Here is a 16158-nt window from a genome sequence, read left to right as displayed (position 1 = left end):
TCGCCGGTGCTATGGGATGGCTGCCACGTCCCTCAACGAGAGGATCTGATGTGGTGAGCAAGCGCTTCACCGCCGGAGCCGTCGCGACCGCGGCGGCCCTGGCACTTACGGTGACCGGCCTGACCGTCCCGGCGAACGCCGGGCCGACCACCAGCCGGACGTTCACCGTGGTGGCCGAGGACGGCGTTTCGGCGGACGCGGCGATCGCCGCGATCCGTGCCGCCGGTGGCACCGTCGTGTCCCGTACGGACGACGTCGGTCTCTACCAGGTCACCAGCGACCGGGCCGACTTCGCCGGCCGGGTCACCGCCGCTTCCGCGCTGGTCGGTGCGGCCGAGCAGCGGGCCATCGGCCGCAAGCCCAAGCTGGACCGGGTCGCGCATGAGAACCTGCTGACCGAGACCAGGAAGGCGGCCAAGGCGGCGGCCAACGCCAAGGGCAAGAAGCTGGACCCGCTCGACGACAAGCTCTGGGGCCTCACCGTGATCGGGGCCGACAAGGCCCGCAAGGTCATGCCGGGCGACAAGCGGGTCACCGTCGGCATCCTGGACACCGGCGTCGACGCCAGCCAGCCCGATCTCGCGCCCAACTTCAACTGGGCGCTGTCGCGCAACTTCGCCCCGGACATCGCCGAGGTCGACGGCCCGTGCGAGGTGCCGAGCTGCCTCGACCCGGTCGGCACCGACGACGGCGGGCACGGCACCCACGTCGCCGGCACCATCGGTGCCGCCGCCAACGGCTTCGGCCTGTCCGGCGTGGCCCCGAACGTCTCGCTGGTGGAGCTCAAGGGCGGCCAGGACTCCGGGTACTTCTTCCTCAACCCGGTCGTCAACGCCCTGGTGCACGCCGGCAAGTCCGGCCTCGACGTGGTGAACATGTCGTTCTACGTCGACCCGTGGCTCTACAACTGCACCGCCAACCCGGCTGACTCGCCCGAGTCGCAGGCCGAGCAGCGGGCCGTCATCAAGGCGATGAAGCGGGCCCTGAACTTCGCCCACAACAAGGGCGTCACCCTGGTCGGCTCGCTCGGCAACAACCACGAGGACCTCGGCGCGCCCCGCACCGACGTGTCCAGCCCGGACTACGGCGCCGACCCGTACCCGCGCCCGATCGACAACGAGAGCTGCTGGGACTTCCCGGTGGAGGGCCCGCACGTGATCGGCGTGTCCGCCATCGGCCCGTCCGGCAAGAAGGCCGACTACTCCAACTACGGCACCGAGCAGATCTCGGTCGCCGCACCGGGTGGCTGGTTCCGCGACGGCTTCGGCACCGACACCTACCGGACCGACGCCAACATGATCCTCTCGACGTACCCGAAGAAGGTGCTCCAGGAGGAGGGGTCGGTCGACGAGAACGGCAACGTCGTGCCGGGCTTCGAGAACTCGGTGTTCAAGCAGTGCACCACCGCCGGGGAGTGTGGCTACTACACCTACCTCCAGGGCACGTCGATGGCGTCGCCGCACGTCAGCGGGGTCGCCGCGCTGATCGTCAGCAAGTGGGGCAAGAAGGAGGGTAAGGACGGCTACGGCCTGGCACCGGCCAAGGTGGAGCAGCACCTCTACCGGACCGCCACCGAGCACGCCTGCCCGGAGCCGCGTCTGCAGAGCTACGCCAACGAGGGCCGGTCGACCGAGTTCGACGCGTACTGCGCCGGGTCGCTGAACTTCAACGGCTTCTACGGGTACGGCATCGTGGACGCCAACGCGGCGGTCCGCAGCCCGCTCAAGCCGAACGTCAACCCCTGACGCCACGGCCCTGGGAGAGGCCCGGACGACCCCGGTCGTCCGGGCCTCTCCGTATCCGGACTCTTCTGCTTCTGCGGCGACGGGGTCGATTCTGCGGCGACGGGGCCGATGTTGCGGTGTCGGGGTGAGGGGATAACGCAACACCGGCCCAAGGGGGCGGATCATCGGCGCCAGCCGCGTTGGGTGAGGACCATGCGTACCTCGCCGGCCACGGCGGGGAAGTCGTCCCTCAGCCGGCGACTGGTCACGTGCAGAACGGTCCAGCCGGCGGCGATCAGGTGGTTGAGCCGGCGACGGTCCCGGTGCAGTTGCTCGGGATCGCTGTGCCAGCGCCCGTCGTACTCCACCGCGACCCGGAACTCCGGCCAGGCGAGATCGGGGTGCAGCACCAGCCCCGACGGCAGCCGTACGGGATGCTGCGCGACCGGCCGGGGCAGGCCGGCCAGCACGAGTCGTACCCGTAGGTGCGACTCGGGCGGTGACTGCGCGGCCGGATCGGACAGCTCGAAGACCCGGCGGGCCCGCACCCCACCCCGTCGGTCGGCGAAGCGCGTGGCGATCTCGGCGAGGGCGGCCGGGCTGGTCAGCCCCCTGCCGAGCAGCGAGTCGACGATGCCGACCGCCCGGACCGGGTCCAGCCAGGCCGCCGTCTCCCAGGCGGCGAGCGCGGGGGACGACCGGGGTAGGACGGGCGGTGCCGGACAAGGGCCGACCGCCGGGGTGAGAGCGTCCGTCAGTGTCGCCGTGGTGAGCGGGACGGGCCCGGCCGCCCCGAGGCCCGGCCTGTTCCGGGTCGCCGGCCCGTCCCTCCCGCCCGCGAGCACCGCCGGTGCGGTGGGCAGGGGCGGTCGGGGATGAGCGGCCGACCCGCCGGGGGCGGCAACGCTGTGCACCCGGATACCGCCCGGGGAACCCGGCCACCCGCTAGCAGCCCCCGGCCATCCGCCAGCCGCGCCCGGCCATCCGCTAGCAGCCCCCGGCCATCCGCCAGCCGCGTCGCGTCGGGCCCCGCCCGCGTCGGGCCGGATGCCGCTGGTGACGGTGCGACGGGCGGTACTGCGGGAGGCGGACGTGGCCGCCCCCTGGGAGCCGACCCGGGTCGCCCGGGGGACGAGCACGTGCACCTCGTCACCGAAGCCGGCGGCGTGCTCGATCCCGTGCAGGTACGCCGCCGACGGACCGGCGATGAGCGTGCCAGCGGGCATCCGGAGGAGGGCGGCGCGGCAGGTCAGGGCGTGGTCGCGGGCGAGACGGGCATCGGCGTACACGTCGTGGCCGAGCCGGAGCCAGGACGCCCCGCGCAGCTGGTGGCGGGTGAGCAGGCCCTGGCGGATCGCGTCGGAGCCCCGGAACACCTGCCCGACGAGGGCTGCCGGGCGATGAGGTCGAGGTGGCATGACCTCAGCGTCGGACCTCCCGGCCGCTCGCCGAAACCCCTGTGGACAACCGCCCCTGCCCGTGGACCCACCCCCTGTGGACAAACCCCCACCGCACGACACAGCGTGGTAATGCACGGTTCCCGCACCGTCGATGCGCCCCGATCCTCTCCCGCCTGCTTCCGCCCCTCGGTCTCCACGCCCTCACCTGCGAGGACAGCCGAGGGGGAGAGCGCGTGATCGACTCATGTGGGTCGAAGTTGTGGGGTGGAGGCTGGCGGATACCGCTGTTTCGGCCCGGATGAGTCGATCATCCCCGGGCCAGGGCCCGGGCCGGGCCAGGTCAGGGCGGGCCAGGCCAGGTCAGGGCGGGTCAGGGCGGGGACGGTCAGGATAGGGCGGTGGCGATCGTCCGGGCGGCGGTGGTGACCTGCGGGCCGACCGTGTCGACCGGCAGCGGGGCCAGCGAGATCACCCCGACGCTCGCCTCCAGGCCGGGCACCCCGAGCACCGGCGCGGCCACCCCGTACGCCCCGGCCTGGAGTTCCCCGGCGGTGCTCACCGGGCCCGCGTGGCCGGCCCGCCCGGCGAGGACGGCCCGCCCGGCGGCCCCGCGTTCCAGCGGATGCCGGGCCCCCGGCCGGTACGCCACGTGGAACGACGTCCAGCTCGGCTCGACCACGGCCAGGGCTACCCCCTCGCCGCCCTCCACCACGGTCAGGTGCGCGGTCGCCCCGGTCTGCTCGGCGAGCCGCCGCAGCGCCGGCAGGGCCCCCTCGGCCAGCAGCGGCTGGGCCCGTCGGGCCAGGTGCAGCACGCCGACGCCGAGGCGCAGCCGGCCGTCGCCGCCCCGGCGCAGCATCCCGTGCCCGGTCAGCGCGCCGACCAGCCGGTACACGGCGGCCCGGCCGATGCCGAGCCGGTGGGCGGCCTCGGTGACGGTCAACCCGGCCGACGCGTCGGCCACCAGGTGCAGCAGGCGTAGGCCCCGGTCCAGGGTCTGCGCCGTCTCGCCCCCGGCGGGAACCTGAAGGCCCGGCCCGCCACCCGCAGGCACGCGCGGTCCGGGCCCGCCACCGGCAGCCGGGAGTTGGCCGGCGTCGCCGAAGGCAGGTGACCGGTGGTCCGGCCCGCCACCCGCAGGCACGCGCGGGTCGGTCCCGCCACCGGCAGGCATGCGGCGGCCGGGGTCGTCACCTGCCGGCACCTGGTCGCCCGGTTCGTCGGGGGCCGCCGTCGTCTCCACAGCAGGCAGCGTACGACCCGGCTCGGGCCGACCCGGGGAAGCACGGACAGCTACCCTGGTACGGTGACGCTACGCCTGTATGACACCGCCGCCCGATCGGTGCGGGACTTCGTTCCGCGGCAAGCCGGCAAGGTGGGGGTCTACCTGTGTGGTCTCACCCTCCAGGCGCCGCCGCACATCGGCCATCTTCGCTCGGGCGTCAACTACGACGTGTTGCGGCGTTGGCTGTCGGCCGCCGGCTTCGAGGTCACCTTCATCCGCAACGTGACCGACATCGACGACAAGATCCTCGTCAAGGCGCAGGAGCAGAGCCGCCCGTTCTGGTCCATCGCGTACGCCAACGAGCTGGTCCTGGCCCGCTCGTACCAGGCGTTGAACGTGCTGCCGCCGACGTACGAGCCGCGGGCGACCGGGCACATCCCGGAGATGCACGAGCTGATCGCCCGGCTGATCGAGACCGGTCACGCCTACCCGGCCACCGACGGGTCCGGCGACGTGTACTTCGACGTGTCCTCCTGGCCGGCGTACGGGTCGCTGTCCGGCCAGTCGCCCGACGACATGCAGTCCGCCGGGGACGCCCCGGAGCGCGGCAAGCGGGACCCCCGGGACTTCGCGCTGTGGAAGGGTGTCAAGGCGGACGAGCCGGCCGACGCCTACTGGCCCTCCCCGTGGGGCCGGGGTCGTCCCGGCTGGCACATCGAGTGCTCGGCGATGTGCCTGCGGTACCTCGGCGCGGAGTTCGACATCCACGGCGGCGGGCTCGACCTGACCTTCCCGCACCACGAGAACGAGATCGCCCAGTCACAGGCCGCCGGGCTGCCCTTCGCCCGCTGGTGGGTTCACCACGGGCTGCTCAGCATCGGCGGGGCCAAGATGGGCAAGTCGCTCGGTAACGCCCTCGACCTCGACTACGTCGACTCGCTCGGGGTGCGCCCGGTGGAGCTGCGCTACTACTACGCGGCGGCGCACTACCGGTCCCGGATCGACTACTCGGAGGACGCGCTGCGCGAGGCCGCGGTGGCGTACCGGCGGATCGAGGGGTTCGTCCAGCGGGCCGTGGAACGGGTCGGCGCGGGGCACCTCGGTGAGCTGCCCGCCGGGTTCGTGGCCGCGATGAACGACGACCTGAACACCTCGGCCGCGCTCGCCGTCCTCCAGGCGACCCTGCGGGACGGCAACACCGCGCTGGCCGAGGGCGACGATGTGACGGTCCGCACCACCCTCGCCGCCACCCGGGCGATGCTGGATATCCTCGGCGTCGACCCCCTCGACCCGGCCTGGACCGGTGGCGGTCGCGCCGACGACCTGCGGGGCGTGGTGGACTCCCTGGTCGCACTGGCCCTGGAGCAGCGCGCGCAGGCCCGCAGCCGCAAGGACTGGGCCGCCGCGGACGCCGTACGCGACCAGCTCAAGCAGTCCGGCGTGGTGGTCGAGGACACCCCGCAGGGCCCCCGTTGGACTATTGGAGAGCAGGACTGATGGCCGGCAACTCGCAGCGCCGTGGCCGGCGACTGACGTCGAAGGCAGGTGCCCCCAAGGGCTCCGGCGGCAAGAACAAGGACTCCCTCGCGGGGCGGGGCAAGACGCTGCCCGCCGACGAGCGTCCCTGGCACAAGGCGTACTCGGGGACCGAGAAGCTGCCCCAGCGCACCGCCTGGAAGCAGGACAAGGAGCGCCGGGCGGCGGCCGAGGAGGGTCGCGCTCCCAAGATCGGCCAGCCGGGCACCAAGGACACCACCTGGGGCAGGGGCACCCGGGGCGTGGCCCCCGTCCGGGCCGGCGGTGGTGGTCGGTCCGGCGCGGGCGGCCGGGGTGGCGCGGGCGCGGGCCGCAGCGGTCCCCGGGTCGCGCCGGGGCGCAAGTCCAACCCGTCGCGGGACAGCCCGGAGCTGCTGGTGGGCCGCAACCCGGTGCTGGAGTCGCTGCGCGCCCAGGTGCCGGCGACCGCGCTCTACACCGCGCTGGGCATCGACGCCGACGACCGGGTCAACGAGATCACCCGTACGGCCGCCGATCGGGGCATCGCCATCCTGGAGATCAGCCGGGCCGAACTGGACCGGATGACCGGCGGTGTGCTGCACCAGGGGGTCGGCCTCCAGGTGCCGCCGTTCGCCTACGAACTCTTCGAGGACCTGCTGGCGGCCTCCCTGGAGCAGCCCGCGCCGCTGCTGGTCGCGCTGGACGGGGTCACCGACCCGCGTAACCTGGGCGCGGTGATCCGGTCCGCCGCCGCGTTCGGCGCCCAGGGCGTGTTCGTACCGGAGCGGCGGGCCGCCGGGATCACCGCGACCGCCTGGCGGACCAGTGCCGGCGCGGCGGCGCGGGTGCCGGTCGCGCAGGTGACCAACCTGACCCGGTCGCTGAAGGCGTGTCAGGACGCCGGCTTCATGGTGGTCGGCCTGGACGCCGACGGCGACACCGACCTGTACGACCTGGAGGCCGCCGTCGGCCCGCTGGTCGTGGTGGTCGGCTCCGAGGGGCGCGGGCTGTCCCGGCTGGTCGGGGAGACGTGTGACCTGACCGTCAGCATCCCGATGATCTCCGACGTGGAGTCGTTGAACGCCAGCGTCGCCGCCGCCGTCACCCTCGCCGAGGTGGCCCGCCGCCGCGCTGCGGAAGGCTGATCCGGCGCGGGCACCCGCGACCGGGACGACGACACGACGAAAGGGGCGGCCCGCCGAAGCGGACCGCCCCTTTCGTCGTGCGATGGATCAGATGCGGTGACCGGTGGCCGCGTTGAAGACGTGGCTGCGGCCGGCGCGCGGCTTGACGAACACGGTGTCACCCATGTTCGGCATGTTCCGCCGGTCGGTGCGGACCACGAAACGCTCCTCGTGGCCCTCCAGCGCGGCGTGGCCGTAGACGTTGGCGTCCGAACCGAGGTCCTCGACCAGCTCGACCACGACCGGCATGCCGCCCTCGGTGGGGCTGACCAGGTCGCAGTCCTCCGGGCGGAAACCGACGGTGACCCGGTTGTCGCCGCCCTCGCTGCGGGCCGCCTCGACCTGCTCGCGGGTCAGCGGGATGTGCATCTCGGCGAAGGCCGCACCCCGCTCGTTCAGCGGAACGGTCTTGATGTTCATGGCAGGGGAGCCCATGAAGCCGGCGACGAACACGTTGGCCGGGGTGTCGTAGAGCGCCCGCGGGGTGTCCACCTGCTGCAGGACGCCGTCGAGCATGACCGCCACCCGGTGGCCCATGGTCATGGCCTCGACCTGGTCGTGGGTGACGTAGACCGTGGTGATGCCCAGCTTGGCCTGGAGCGAGGCGATCTGGGTACGGGTCTGCACGCGGAGCTTGGCGTCGAGGTTCGACAGCGGCTCGTCCATGAGGAAGACCTGCGGCTCGCGGACGATCGCCCGGCCCATCGCGACCCGCTGGCGCTGACCACCGGAGAGCGCCTTCGGCTTGCGGCTGAGGTACTCCTCCAGCTGGAGCAGGCCGGCCGCCTCCTTGACCCGCCGGTCGATCTCGGCCTTCGGGGTCTTGCGCAGCTTGAGGGCGAACGCCATGTTCTCGTACACCGACATGTGCGGGTAGAGGGCGTAGTTCTGGAAGACCATCGCGATGTCGCGGGCCTTCGGCGGGAGGTGGGTGACGTCCCGCTCGTCGATGTAGATCGCGCCGTCGTCGACGTCCTCCAGGCCGGCGAGCATCCGCAGGCTGGTGGACTTGCCGCAACCCGACGGGCCGACCAGGACGAGGAACTCCCCGTCGCCGATCTGGAGGTCGAGCTGGTTGACGGCGGGGCGTTCGGTGCCCGGGTAGATCCGGGACGCCTTCGCGTAGGTGACCGTAGCCATGGTGGTGCGCTTCCTTTCACCGGCAGGAACGTGCCGGACGATCCGAGTGAAGGAGCTGTCGGCACCCACGGTGCCGACCCGCGGACCCCGTCCGGGGTCAGCCTTCGCCGGCCCCGGGTGTCATCCGTGTCACTGCACGGTAAACGGGATTTCCAGCTGTGCCAAGACGGGATACACCGAGTGGGACGGACGGCATACGCATTTCGGTCAGGCGGGCACGGCCGGGCATCAATCCCCTCGCCTGACGGGGTCCCGGCGCGTCGATTCGTCGGTGGCGCGGGCACAAGATTGACGTTTTCCATGCTCGGGGACCCTGCCGGCCGGGATTTCCCGACGTCAGTCGCTATGCTGACGTCGCAACACGCGCCCCTGTAGCTCAGCTGGCCAGAGCACTCGCCTTGTAAGCGAGATGTCGCCGGTTCGATCCCGGCCGGGGGCTCCAATTCCACAGCACGGCCGCCACTGGCGTTGCCGCCTGTCGATCCGTCGATAGCGGCCGGGCGCACGCTCCGGTTGCCACCTCCGCGCTGCGTGACCGAATGGTCGCTTCCGGTGGATGCATCGAGCTGGTTGAGTGGGAGTACCCCCACCCCACCGGCTGAGACGGACTGCCTCATGATCCTTATCGCCCCGCGTCGGCTGCGCACCCTCCTCACCGCCGGTCTGCTGGCGGCGATGCTCGTCGCACCCGGCGTCGCGACGGCCGCGCCGAGGACTGACAGCGCCTCGGCCTGCATGATGCATCCGCTGCCCCTGCCGGCCGGCGCGAGCCTGGCCTGGGACGCGATGCTCGTCGACCCGGCCGGCCGGTTCATCGTCGGCACCGGCAGGCGGGCCACCGATCAGGGGCAGGAGTCGCTGCTGCTGCGGTGGGACGGCCCGCGCGTCACCGTGTTGACGAGGTCACCCGGACTGCTGGTGGCCGTCAACCGGCACGGCGTCCTGGTCGGCGACAGCTCCACCAGCACCGGCAACCGACCGTGGCGCTACCGGGACGGCCGGGTGGAATGGCTGCCCCTGCCGCCGAACGGGATCGGCGGCTATGTCACGGCCGTCAACAGCCGGGGGGACATCGTCGGCTACGGCGGTTACCTGGAGGAACCGGTGACCCTGCTCTGGCCGGTCGACCGGCCGGACACCGTCGAGGTTCTCGAGCCCGGCGGCATACCGGTGGCGATTCTCGACGACGGCACCATCGTCGGTGAGGTCCCCGCCGAGGAGGACCGCTCGTCGCACGATGCCGGGGCGCGTGGTGCCGCCGAGCGCGGGGTGGCCCCGCCGCCCGTCGCCTGGGTGCGTCGTCCCGACGGGCGGGTCGACCGGCTCACCGCGCCCGGCGCGGTGAAGTCGACGGTACGGGCGGCCCGGGGGAACTGGGCGGTCGGCCAGGTCGCCGACACGGCGGACGGGCAGTACGAGCAGATGGTGCGCTGGGACCTGCGTACCGGGGTGGCGACGCCGGTCAGGCCGGGATTGATCGCCATGACGGGCGTCAACGCCACCGGTAGCCTGCTCTCCTACTCGGAGGTCGATCACCTTGATCGCCGGGTGCCGCTGCGTAGCGTCGTCTCGGACCCGGTGACCCGCGTCGTCGCCGAGGCGATCGCCGACAACGGTCTGGTCGTCGGCCGGGCCGCCGGCCTGCAGGTCTCCTTCCCGGTCCGGTGGAGCGGCTGCTGAGCGTTCCGGATCTCCGCAGGGCCCGCCGTCGCCGGTCGCGGCGGGACCACGCTTGTCGGTCCGGCTGGGTAGCCTGGTCGGCGCGAACGGGGACGACGGGGGCGGGGGCCGATGAGTCGTGCGGTGGAGCAGTCGAACCGGGCCATGTTGCGGGCCCGGGACGCGATGGACCGGGCGTACGCCGAACCGCTGGACATCCCGGCACTGGCCCGGATCGCGCTGGTGTCCGAGGCGCACTTCATCCGCACCTTCCGGGCCACCTTCGGTGAGACCCCGCACCGCTACCTGCAACGACGTCGGGTGGAGCGGGCGATGTCGATGCTGGTGGAGACCGGCCGGGACGTCACCGACATCTGCTTCGCCGTCGGGTTCAGCAGTCTCGGCTCGTTCAGCCGCACCTTCCGGCAGATCGTCGGCGAGTCACCCAGCGAGTACCGCAGCCGCCGGTCGGCCGGCGACGCGACGGTGCCGAGTTGCTTCACCAAAGCCTGGACCAGGCCCAGCAGTTTTGGATAAGCGGCAGGTCAGCGGCCTGGCATAGCGTTCCGGGCATGACGATGAACGCGATCACCCGCTCCCAGCTCTACGTCCTCGACCAGGATGAGGCGCTCGACTTCTACGTCGGCAAGCTGGGCTTCGAGGTCAACACCGACCAGGATCTGGGCTTCATGCGATGGCTGACGGTCAACGTGCCCGGCGACCCGCAGCGGGAGGTTCTGCTGGAGAAGCCGGGCCCGCCCGCGCTGGACCCGGCGACCGCCGAGCAGGTCCGGGAGCTGCTGACCAAGGGCGCGATCGGCGGGTGGCTGAGCATCACCACCGACGACGCCCACAAGACGTACGAGGACCTGGTCGCCAAGGGTGTCGACATCACCGACGAGCCGACCGAGCGCTCGTACGGCATCGACTTCGGCATCCGGGACCCGTTCGGCAACCGGATCCGGATCGGCCAGATGTTGCCCCGGGCCTGACCCGGCGTCGCCGGTATCGCGGGTGCGGGCGGTGTGGTCACCGGGCTACCGTCGCCCGGTGACCACACCGAGCCCTACCGACCTGCCCAAGTGCGAGTTCGCCTTCCCCGGCCCGCTGCGCGACCAGCTGGTGGCCGCCGTGCTCAGCGGGGCGAAGACCTCCACCACGGGCCTGCTGCAGGACTACGAGCGCGACGGCGAGCCGTTGCCGGCCGTGGGCGACCGGTCGGTGGTGGTCGACTCCGCCGACCGGCCGGTCGCGGTGATCGAGGTGACCGGGGTGCGGGTGGTCCGGCTCGGCGACGTCGACCTCGACCACGCCCGCGACGAGGGGGAGGGGTACGACTCGGTGGCGGCCTGGCGGGCCGGCCACGAGGAGTACTGGCACGGGCCGGACTACCTGGGCTGGCTGGGTGACCCCGGGTTCCGGGTGGACGACGACACCCTCGCCGTCGTCGAACGCTTCCGGGTGGTGCCGGGCGTCACCGGCTGACCCGCCGCGGCCGGGACGGTGGCGGGCCGGTCAGCCGGTGGGCTGTTCCAGCTCGTCGCGGATGGTGAGGAAATCCTCCTTGCGGTCCGGCTGTTTGGTGGCGGTCAGGAAGACCACCACCCCGGCGACCTCCGGGTCGGCCCAGGCGCAGGCGGTGAGGTGGCCCTCGTCGGCGGTCCGTCCGCGCCCGCACCGGGCCTCGCCGCCGTACCTGCCGAACTCCACCGACCGGATCTTCGGGATCCGGTACGGCTTGAGTAGCCTGGCCAGCGTGGCCTGCGGGTCGGTGACGGTGCCCGAGACGGCGCTCACCACGATCGTCTCCGGGGTGGGTCGGCCCCGCCCGTAGACCCCCTCGACGGTGCTGGTGGCCGGGGTGGCCTCGCGGGTCAGCTCGTTGAGCCGGAACCGGGGCAGCCCGGCGGGCAGTGGGGTACCCGAGCGGGGCAGCCCCAGCAGGGTGTCCGGGGTCCGTAACGTCCGCGCCACAGGTGTCGGGGTTGGTGCGGAGGCGCGTTCGACGTCGGCGACCGCGCACCCGGTGGCCAGGAGGGTGGCGACCATCGCCGGCAGCAACCCGATCCGACCGAGCGTCCGGCGCGGGCCGGCCGGACCGGGCGTGCGCGGTAGGCCGGGGCGTAGCCGCGGGCCGGTCGGGTGCGGCGGGCGGTGGGCAACGGTCGGGCCGAGCCGGTGGCACGGACCGGCGGGTCGTCTCTTCGGCACGACGCTCCTCGCGTGAATCGGAGCGGGTAGGTTATCCGACCAGTGTCACCCCGTGGCGGCGTCCGCCCGGGTAGGCCACCGTGAGCCGCGCCACCGGCGACCCGACCGCTGGCCGGCCGTGGGGGACGCCCTCGTGGTCAGCCGGTGGTGGTGGTTTTCAGCAGCAGCGCGGCCAGTTCCCGGGTGGCGTCCTGTGGTCGCGGGCCGGTCGGGCAGTCGGTCCAGTCGACGCGGGTCGCCCCCACGGTGAGCTGATAGCGGTACGTGTCGGCGCAGCCGTCGTCGGACGGGACGCCGGCATGGTCGCGGGTGGCCGGGCCGACGAGCATCCGGAGCCGGTCGAGGGCCGCCGCGTCGAGCCGGCCGGTGCGCGTCGCGCCGGCCCGGTCGGTCGTGGTCCACCGGCCGTCGGGCTCGACGGTCACCGTGTCCCGGTTGCCGGCGAAGCCGCCGGAGCGGGTCAGGGTGACCCGCTCCGCGCCGGCCCCCCGGGCACCGGGGTCGCCGGGGATACCGGTCGACGGGTTCCCGGCCCCGGTCGGGGTGCCTGGGGTGGTGGTCCCGTCGACGGGCGGAGCGGTCGTGGCCGCTGGTGGCGCGGGGGTTCCCGGTTCGGTCGCTGAGCAGCCGGTCAGTAGGGCGGCGGCGGTCGTGACGGCGGCCAGGACCAGGGCGGATGATCTCATCCCGATGGGACGTGTATCGACGTCAATCGGTTCCCTGGGCAGGGCCCCTCCTCCGTTCGGCCAGTGTCGTGCCATGGAACCGCTCCATCCCTTCTCTTTTCCCGGGTGTATCGCTATATCTACATGCGTGACTACCCCCGTCACATCTTTCCCTTGCCAGGAGGGCACGTGAAAAGACCCCTCGCCGCCGTCAGCGCAGCTCTGCTCACCAGCGGAATGCTGACCTGCGTCGCCACCGCAGCGCACGCGGCTCCCCCCGCCCCCGCCCCCGATGCCGCCCCCGCCGCCCGCGCCGAGAGCCTGCTGCGCAGCAACCCGGGCGCGGTCCAGGGCACCAGCGCGGAGGCGTACCAGGCGGTCCGCACCAAGGTCGATGCCAACGGCGCGGCGCACACCCGCTACACCCGTACCTACCAGGGGCTGCGGGTGTACGGCGGTGACTTCGTCATCCACACCGCGCCCAACGGCACCCTCGCCGGCACCTCCGTCGGCCTGGCCGCCCCGCTGACCCTCGGTACCACCGCCAAGATCAGCCCGGCGGCGGCCGCCGCGACGGCCCGCAAGGCGTTCTCCGGCAAGATCACCGAGGTGGGTGCGCCGGAACTCTTCGTCGACGCCACCTCCGGCAAGGGCCGGCTCGCCTGGGAGACCGTGCTGTCCGGCTGGAAGGCCGACCAGCAGACCCCGTCGAAGCTGCACGTGATCACCGACGCCGTCACCGGCCGGGTCATCGGCGCGCACGACGAGATCGAGTCGGTGGTCGGCAGCGGCCAGGGCATCTACACCGGCTCGGTCAGCATCGACACCACGCTCTCCGGCAGCACCTACCAGATGATCGACCCGTCGCACGGCAACGGCCGCACCTGCGACATGAACAACGGCACCAGCACCTGCACCACGTTCACCGACGCCGACAACGCCTGGGGCGACGGCACCAACGCCAACCGGCAGTCCGCCGCCGTCGACGCCCACTTCGGTGCGGCCAAGACGTTCGACTACTTCAAGAACGTGCACGGCCGCAACGGCATCTTCGGCAACGGCGCGGGCGTGCCGAGCCGGGTGCACTACGGCCGCAACTACATCAACGCCTTCTGGGACGGCTCCCAGATGACCTACGGCGACGGCGCCAGCAACTCCCGGCCGCTGGTCTCCCTCGACGTTGCCGGCCACGAGATGAGCCACGGCGTCACCGAGGCCGTCTCCGGCCTGGTCTACTCCGGCGAGTCGGGCGGCCTCAACGAGTCCACCAGCGACATCTTCGGCAACATGGTCGAGTTCTACGCCGCCGCGCCGAGCGACCCGGGCGACTACCAGGTCGGCGAGAAGATCAACATCAACGGCAACGGCACCCCGCTGCGCTACATGTACAACCCGTCGCTGGACGGCTCGTCCGACTCGTGCTGGAGCACCAGCACCAAGAACAAGGACGTGCACTACTCCTCCGGTGTCGGCAACCACTTCTTCTTCAACCTCGCCGAGGGCACCGGCGCCACGTCGTACGGCACCTCGCCGGTCTGCGGCTCCGCCCCGGCGGTCACCGGCATCGGCCGGGAGAAGGCCGAGAAGATCTGGTTCCGCGCCCTGGACGTGTACTTCACCTCCAACACGTCGTACGTCAACACCAGCACCCCGGCCAACACCGCCCGTGCGTACAGCCTGAAGGCGGCGACCGACCTGTACGGCAGCTGCTCCACGGAGTACAAGGCCGTCCAGGCGGCGTGGACCGCGGTCAACGTGGCCGGCAGCGACGCCCCCTGCTCCTCCACCGGTAACGACTTCTCCGTCTCGCTCTCCCCGACCTCCGGTTCGGTGACCGCGGGCGGTTCGGTCACCACCACCGTCGCCACCGCGACCACCAGCGGCACCGCGCAGACCGTGACGTTCTCCGCGTCCGGCCTGCCGAGCGGCGCGACCGCGTCGTTCAGCCCCGCCTCGGTGACCTCGGGCGCCGCGTCGACCCTGACCATCGCCACCTCGGCCAGCACCCCGGCCGGCAGCTACACGGTGACGGTCACCGGCACCGGTGCGGTCGCCCACTCGGCCAGCTACGCGCTGACCGTGAGCAGCGTCGGTGGCAGCTGCACCGCCGGCCAGCTCCTGGGCAACCCCGGCTTCGAGTCCGGCAACACGGTCTGGGCGGCGAGCACGGGCGTCATCGGGCAGAACGGTGCCAGCCAGCCCACCCACGGCGGCACCTGGAACGCCTGGCTGGGCGGCACCGGTGGCACCCTGACCGAGACGCTCTCCCAGTCGGTGAGCCTGCCGGCCGGCTGCGCGACGTACAACTTCAGCTTCTGGCTGCACATCGACACGCGGGAGGTCACCACCACGACCGCGTACGACAAGCTGACCGTGCAGGTGCTCAACTCCTCCGGCACCGTGCTGGCGACCCTGGCGACCTACTCGAACCTGAACAAGGCCACCGGGTACACCCAGCGCTCGTTCTCGCTGGCCGCGTACGCCGGCCAGAGCGTGACCCTGAAGTTCACCGGCACCGAGGACGCCTCGCTGCGGACGTCGTTCGTGGTGGACGACACGGCGCTCGACGTGTCCTGACCTGACCCCTGCGTCGGTGGGCCCGGCGGCCACCCCTCCCGGGTGGTCGCCGGGCCCGCGCCGTTATGGTCGCCGCACCGGTGACACGACGAGAGGGGCGCGACGGTGTCGGATGCGGAGTTGACCGTCGGGGTGACCGGCGCGGTGGCGACGGTGACCATCCGTAACCCCGGCCGGCGCAACGCGATGACCCCGGACATGTGGCGACGGTTGCCCGTGCTGCTGGACGGGCTGGAGGCCGACCCGGCCGTACGCGCCCTGGTGCTCACCGGCGCCGACGGGGCGTTCTGCGCCGGCGCCGACCTCGGCGACCTCGACGAACTGCTGGACGCCAACGGGGAGGTGGGCGACGCGGTCGCCGCCGAGGAACGGTTGGCCGCGTTCGCCAAGCCCACCGTCGCGGCGGTGCAGGGCCCCTGCGTGGGCGGTGGTTGCCTGCTCGCGGTCGCCTGCGACCTGCGGATCGCCGCCCCGGACGCCCGCTTCGGGGTGCCGCCGGCCCGGCTCGGGCTGGTCTACCCGGCCCCCACCACCCGGCGGCTGACCCGGCTCGTCGGCCCGTCCACGGCCAAGTTCCTGATCTTCACCGCCGAGCTGATCGACGCCGAACGGGCGCTGCGGGTCGGCCTGGCCGACGAGGTGGCCGACGACCTGCCCGGCCGGGTCACCGCGATCACCGCCGCCATCGCGGCCCGCTCCCAGCTCAGCATCGCCGCCGCCAAGGAGATCATCGACGACCGGGCCGGCCCGGCCCGGATCGCCTGGTGGCACCGGAAGGCACGGGACAGCGGCGAGGCCCGCGAGGGCGTCGCCGCGCACCACGAACGCCGTCCGCCCGACTTTCCCTGGTCGCCGTCCGCCGGTCACTGACCCGGC

The 16158-nt window shown here is 72.6% G+C and carries 14 protein-coding genes and 1 tRNA gene; 10 read left to right on the top strand and 5 right to left on the bottom strand.

The window, feature by feature from the left end; all coding sequences use genetic code 11:
* The first annotated feature begins 53 nt into the window (after positions 1 to 53).
* The gene (locus tag ACN268_RS19385; protein ID WP_421484420.1) at positions 54 to 1745 is read left to right on the top strand and encodes a S8 family serine peptidase; all 1692 of its coding nucleotides are present in this window, start codon (positions 54 to 56) and stop codon (positions 1743 to 1745) included.
* A gap of 161 nt (positions 1746 to 1906) precedes the next feature.
* Here the strand turns inward: ACN268_RS19385 and ACN268_RS19380 are convergent, their stop codons facing one another.
* Both ACN268_RS19380 and ACN268_RS19375 read right to left on the bottom strand, forming a co-directional pair.
* A complete protein-coding gene (locus ACN268_RS19380; RefSeq protein ID WP_421484419.1) occupies positions 1907 to 3142 on the bottom strand; it encodes a hypothetical protein in 1236 nt (411 codons plus the stop codon).
* Positions 3143 to 3509: 367 nt separating this feature from the next.
* The gene (locus ACN268_RS19375) at positions 3510 to 4178 is read right to left on the bottom strand and encodes an IclR family transcriptional regulator (protein WP_420119378.1); all 669 of its coding nucleotides are present in this window, start codon (positions 4176 to 4178) and stop codon (positions 3510 to 3512) included.
* A gap of 252 nt (positions 4179 to 4430) precedes the next feature.
* On the opposite strand from ACN268_RS19375, the gene cysS reads away from it, so the two are divergent.
* Both cysS and rlmB read left to right on the top strand, forming a co-directional pair.
* On the top strand, positions 4431 to 5846 hold the full coding sequence (cysS, locus tag ACN268_RS19370; protein WP_421484418.1) for a cysteine--tRNA ligase: 1416 nt from the start codon (positions 4431 to 4433) through the stop codon (positions 5844 to 5846).
* The gene (rlmB, locus tag ACN268_RS19365) at positions 5846 to 6991 is read left to right on the top strand and encodes a 23S rRNA (guanosine(2251)-2'-O)-methyltransferase RlmB (protein ID WP_421484417.1); all 1146 of its coding nucleotides are present in this window, start codon (positions 5846 to 5848) and stop codon (positions 6989 to 6991) included. The genes cysS and rlmB overlap by 1 nt, the downstream gene beginning before the upstream one ends.
* Before the next feature lie 87 nt (positions 6992 to 7078).
* Here the strand turns inward: rlmB and ACN268_RS19360 are convergent, their stop codons facing one another.
* Positions 7079 to 8170, bottom strand: a complete 1092-nt coding sequence (locus ACN268_RS19360) for an ABC transporter ATP-binding protein (RefSeq protein WP_204924671.1) — start codon at positions 8168 to 8170, stop codon at positions 7079 to 7081.
* Positions 8171 to 8535: 365 nt separating this feature from the next.
* Between ACN268_RS19360 and ACN268_RS19355 the strand changes: the two genes are divergently transcribed.
* The 5 genes from ACN268_RS19355 (at position 8536) to ACN268_RS19335 (ending at position 11314) form a co-directional block, all read left to right on the top strand.
* Positions 8536 to 8612 (top strand) — tRNA-Thr (locus tag ACN268_RS19355).
* A 173-nt stretch (positions 8613 to 8785) separates the two neighbouring features.
* Positions 8786 to 9850 carry a hypothetical protein gene (locus tag ACN268_RS19350; RefSeq protein WP_421484416.1) on the top strand — a complete coding sequence of 355 codons (1065 nt, stop codon included), beginning with the start codon at positions 8786 to 8788 and terminating at the stop codon, positions 9848 to 9850.
* 111 nt (positions 9851 to 9961) lie between these two features.
* The gene (locus ACN268_RS19345) at positions 9962 to 10366 is read left to right on the top strand and encodes a helix-turn-helix domain-containing protein (RefSeq protein ID WP_088643227.1); all 405 of its coding nucleotides are present in this window, start codon (positions 9962 to 9964) and stop codon (positions 10364 to 10366) included.
* Between the two features lie 35 nt (positions 10367 to 10401).
* On the top strand, positions 10402 to 10821 hold the full coding sequence (locus ACN268_RS19340) for a VOC family protein (protein ID WP_421484415.1): 420 nt from the start codon (positions 10402 to 10404) through the stop codon (positions 10819 to 10821).
* 58 nt (positions 10822 to 10879) lie between these two features.
* Positions 10880 to 11314, top strand: coding sequence for an ASCH domain-containing protein (locus ACN268_RS19335; protein ID WP_421484414.1), 435 nt, complete (start codon positions 10880 to 10882; stop codon positions 11312 to 11314).
* A 30-nt stretch (positions 11315 to 11344) separates the two neighbouring features.
* Here ACN268_RS19335 and ACN268_RS19330 read toward each other — a convergent pair whose 3' ends face one another.
* Both ACN268_RS19330 and ACN268_RS19325 read right to left on the bottom strand, forming a co-directional pair.
* Positions 11345 to 12040 carry a hypothetical protein gene (locus ACN268_RS19330; protein WP_421484413.1) on the bottom strand — a complete coding sequence of 232 codons (696 nt, stop codon included), beginning with the start codon at positions 12038 to 12040 and terminating at the stop codon, positions 11345 to 11347.
* Positions 12041 to 12177: 137 nt separating this feature from the next.
* Positions 12178 to 12726, bottom strand: a complete 549-nt coding sequence (locus ACN268_RS19325) for a hypothetical protein (protein WP_421484412.1) — start codon at positions 12724 to 12726, stop codon at positions 12178 to 12180.
* Positions 12727 to 12894: 168 nt separating this feature from the next.
* On the opposite strand from ACN268_RS19325, the gene ACN268_RS19320 reads away from it, so the two are divergent.
* Positions 12895 to 15282, top strand: a complete 2388-nt coding sequence (locus tag ACN268_RS19320) for a M4 family metallopeptidase (RefSeq protein WP_421484411.1) — start codon at positions 12895 to 12897, stop codon at positions 15280 to 15282.
* A 105-nt stretch (positions 15283 to 15387) separates the two neighbouring features.
* Entirely contained in the window at positions 15388 to 16152 is a 765-nt protein-coding gene (locus ACN268_RS19315) for an enoyl-CoA hydratase/isomerase family protein (RefSeq protein ID WP_421484410.1), read from the top strand.
* Positions 16153 to 16158 lie beyond the last annotated feature (6 nt).

The organism is Micromonospora sp. WMMD735 (assembly GCF_049178995.1).
Lineage (GTDB): Bacteria > Actinomycetota > Actinomycetes > Mycobacteriales > Micromonosporaceae > Micromonospora > Micromonospora wenchangensis.
The sequence above is the reverse complement of the archived record's forward strand: the minus strand, read 5'-3'. Positions and strand labels throughout refer to the sequence as shown.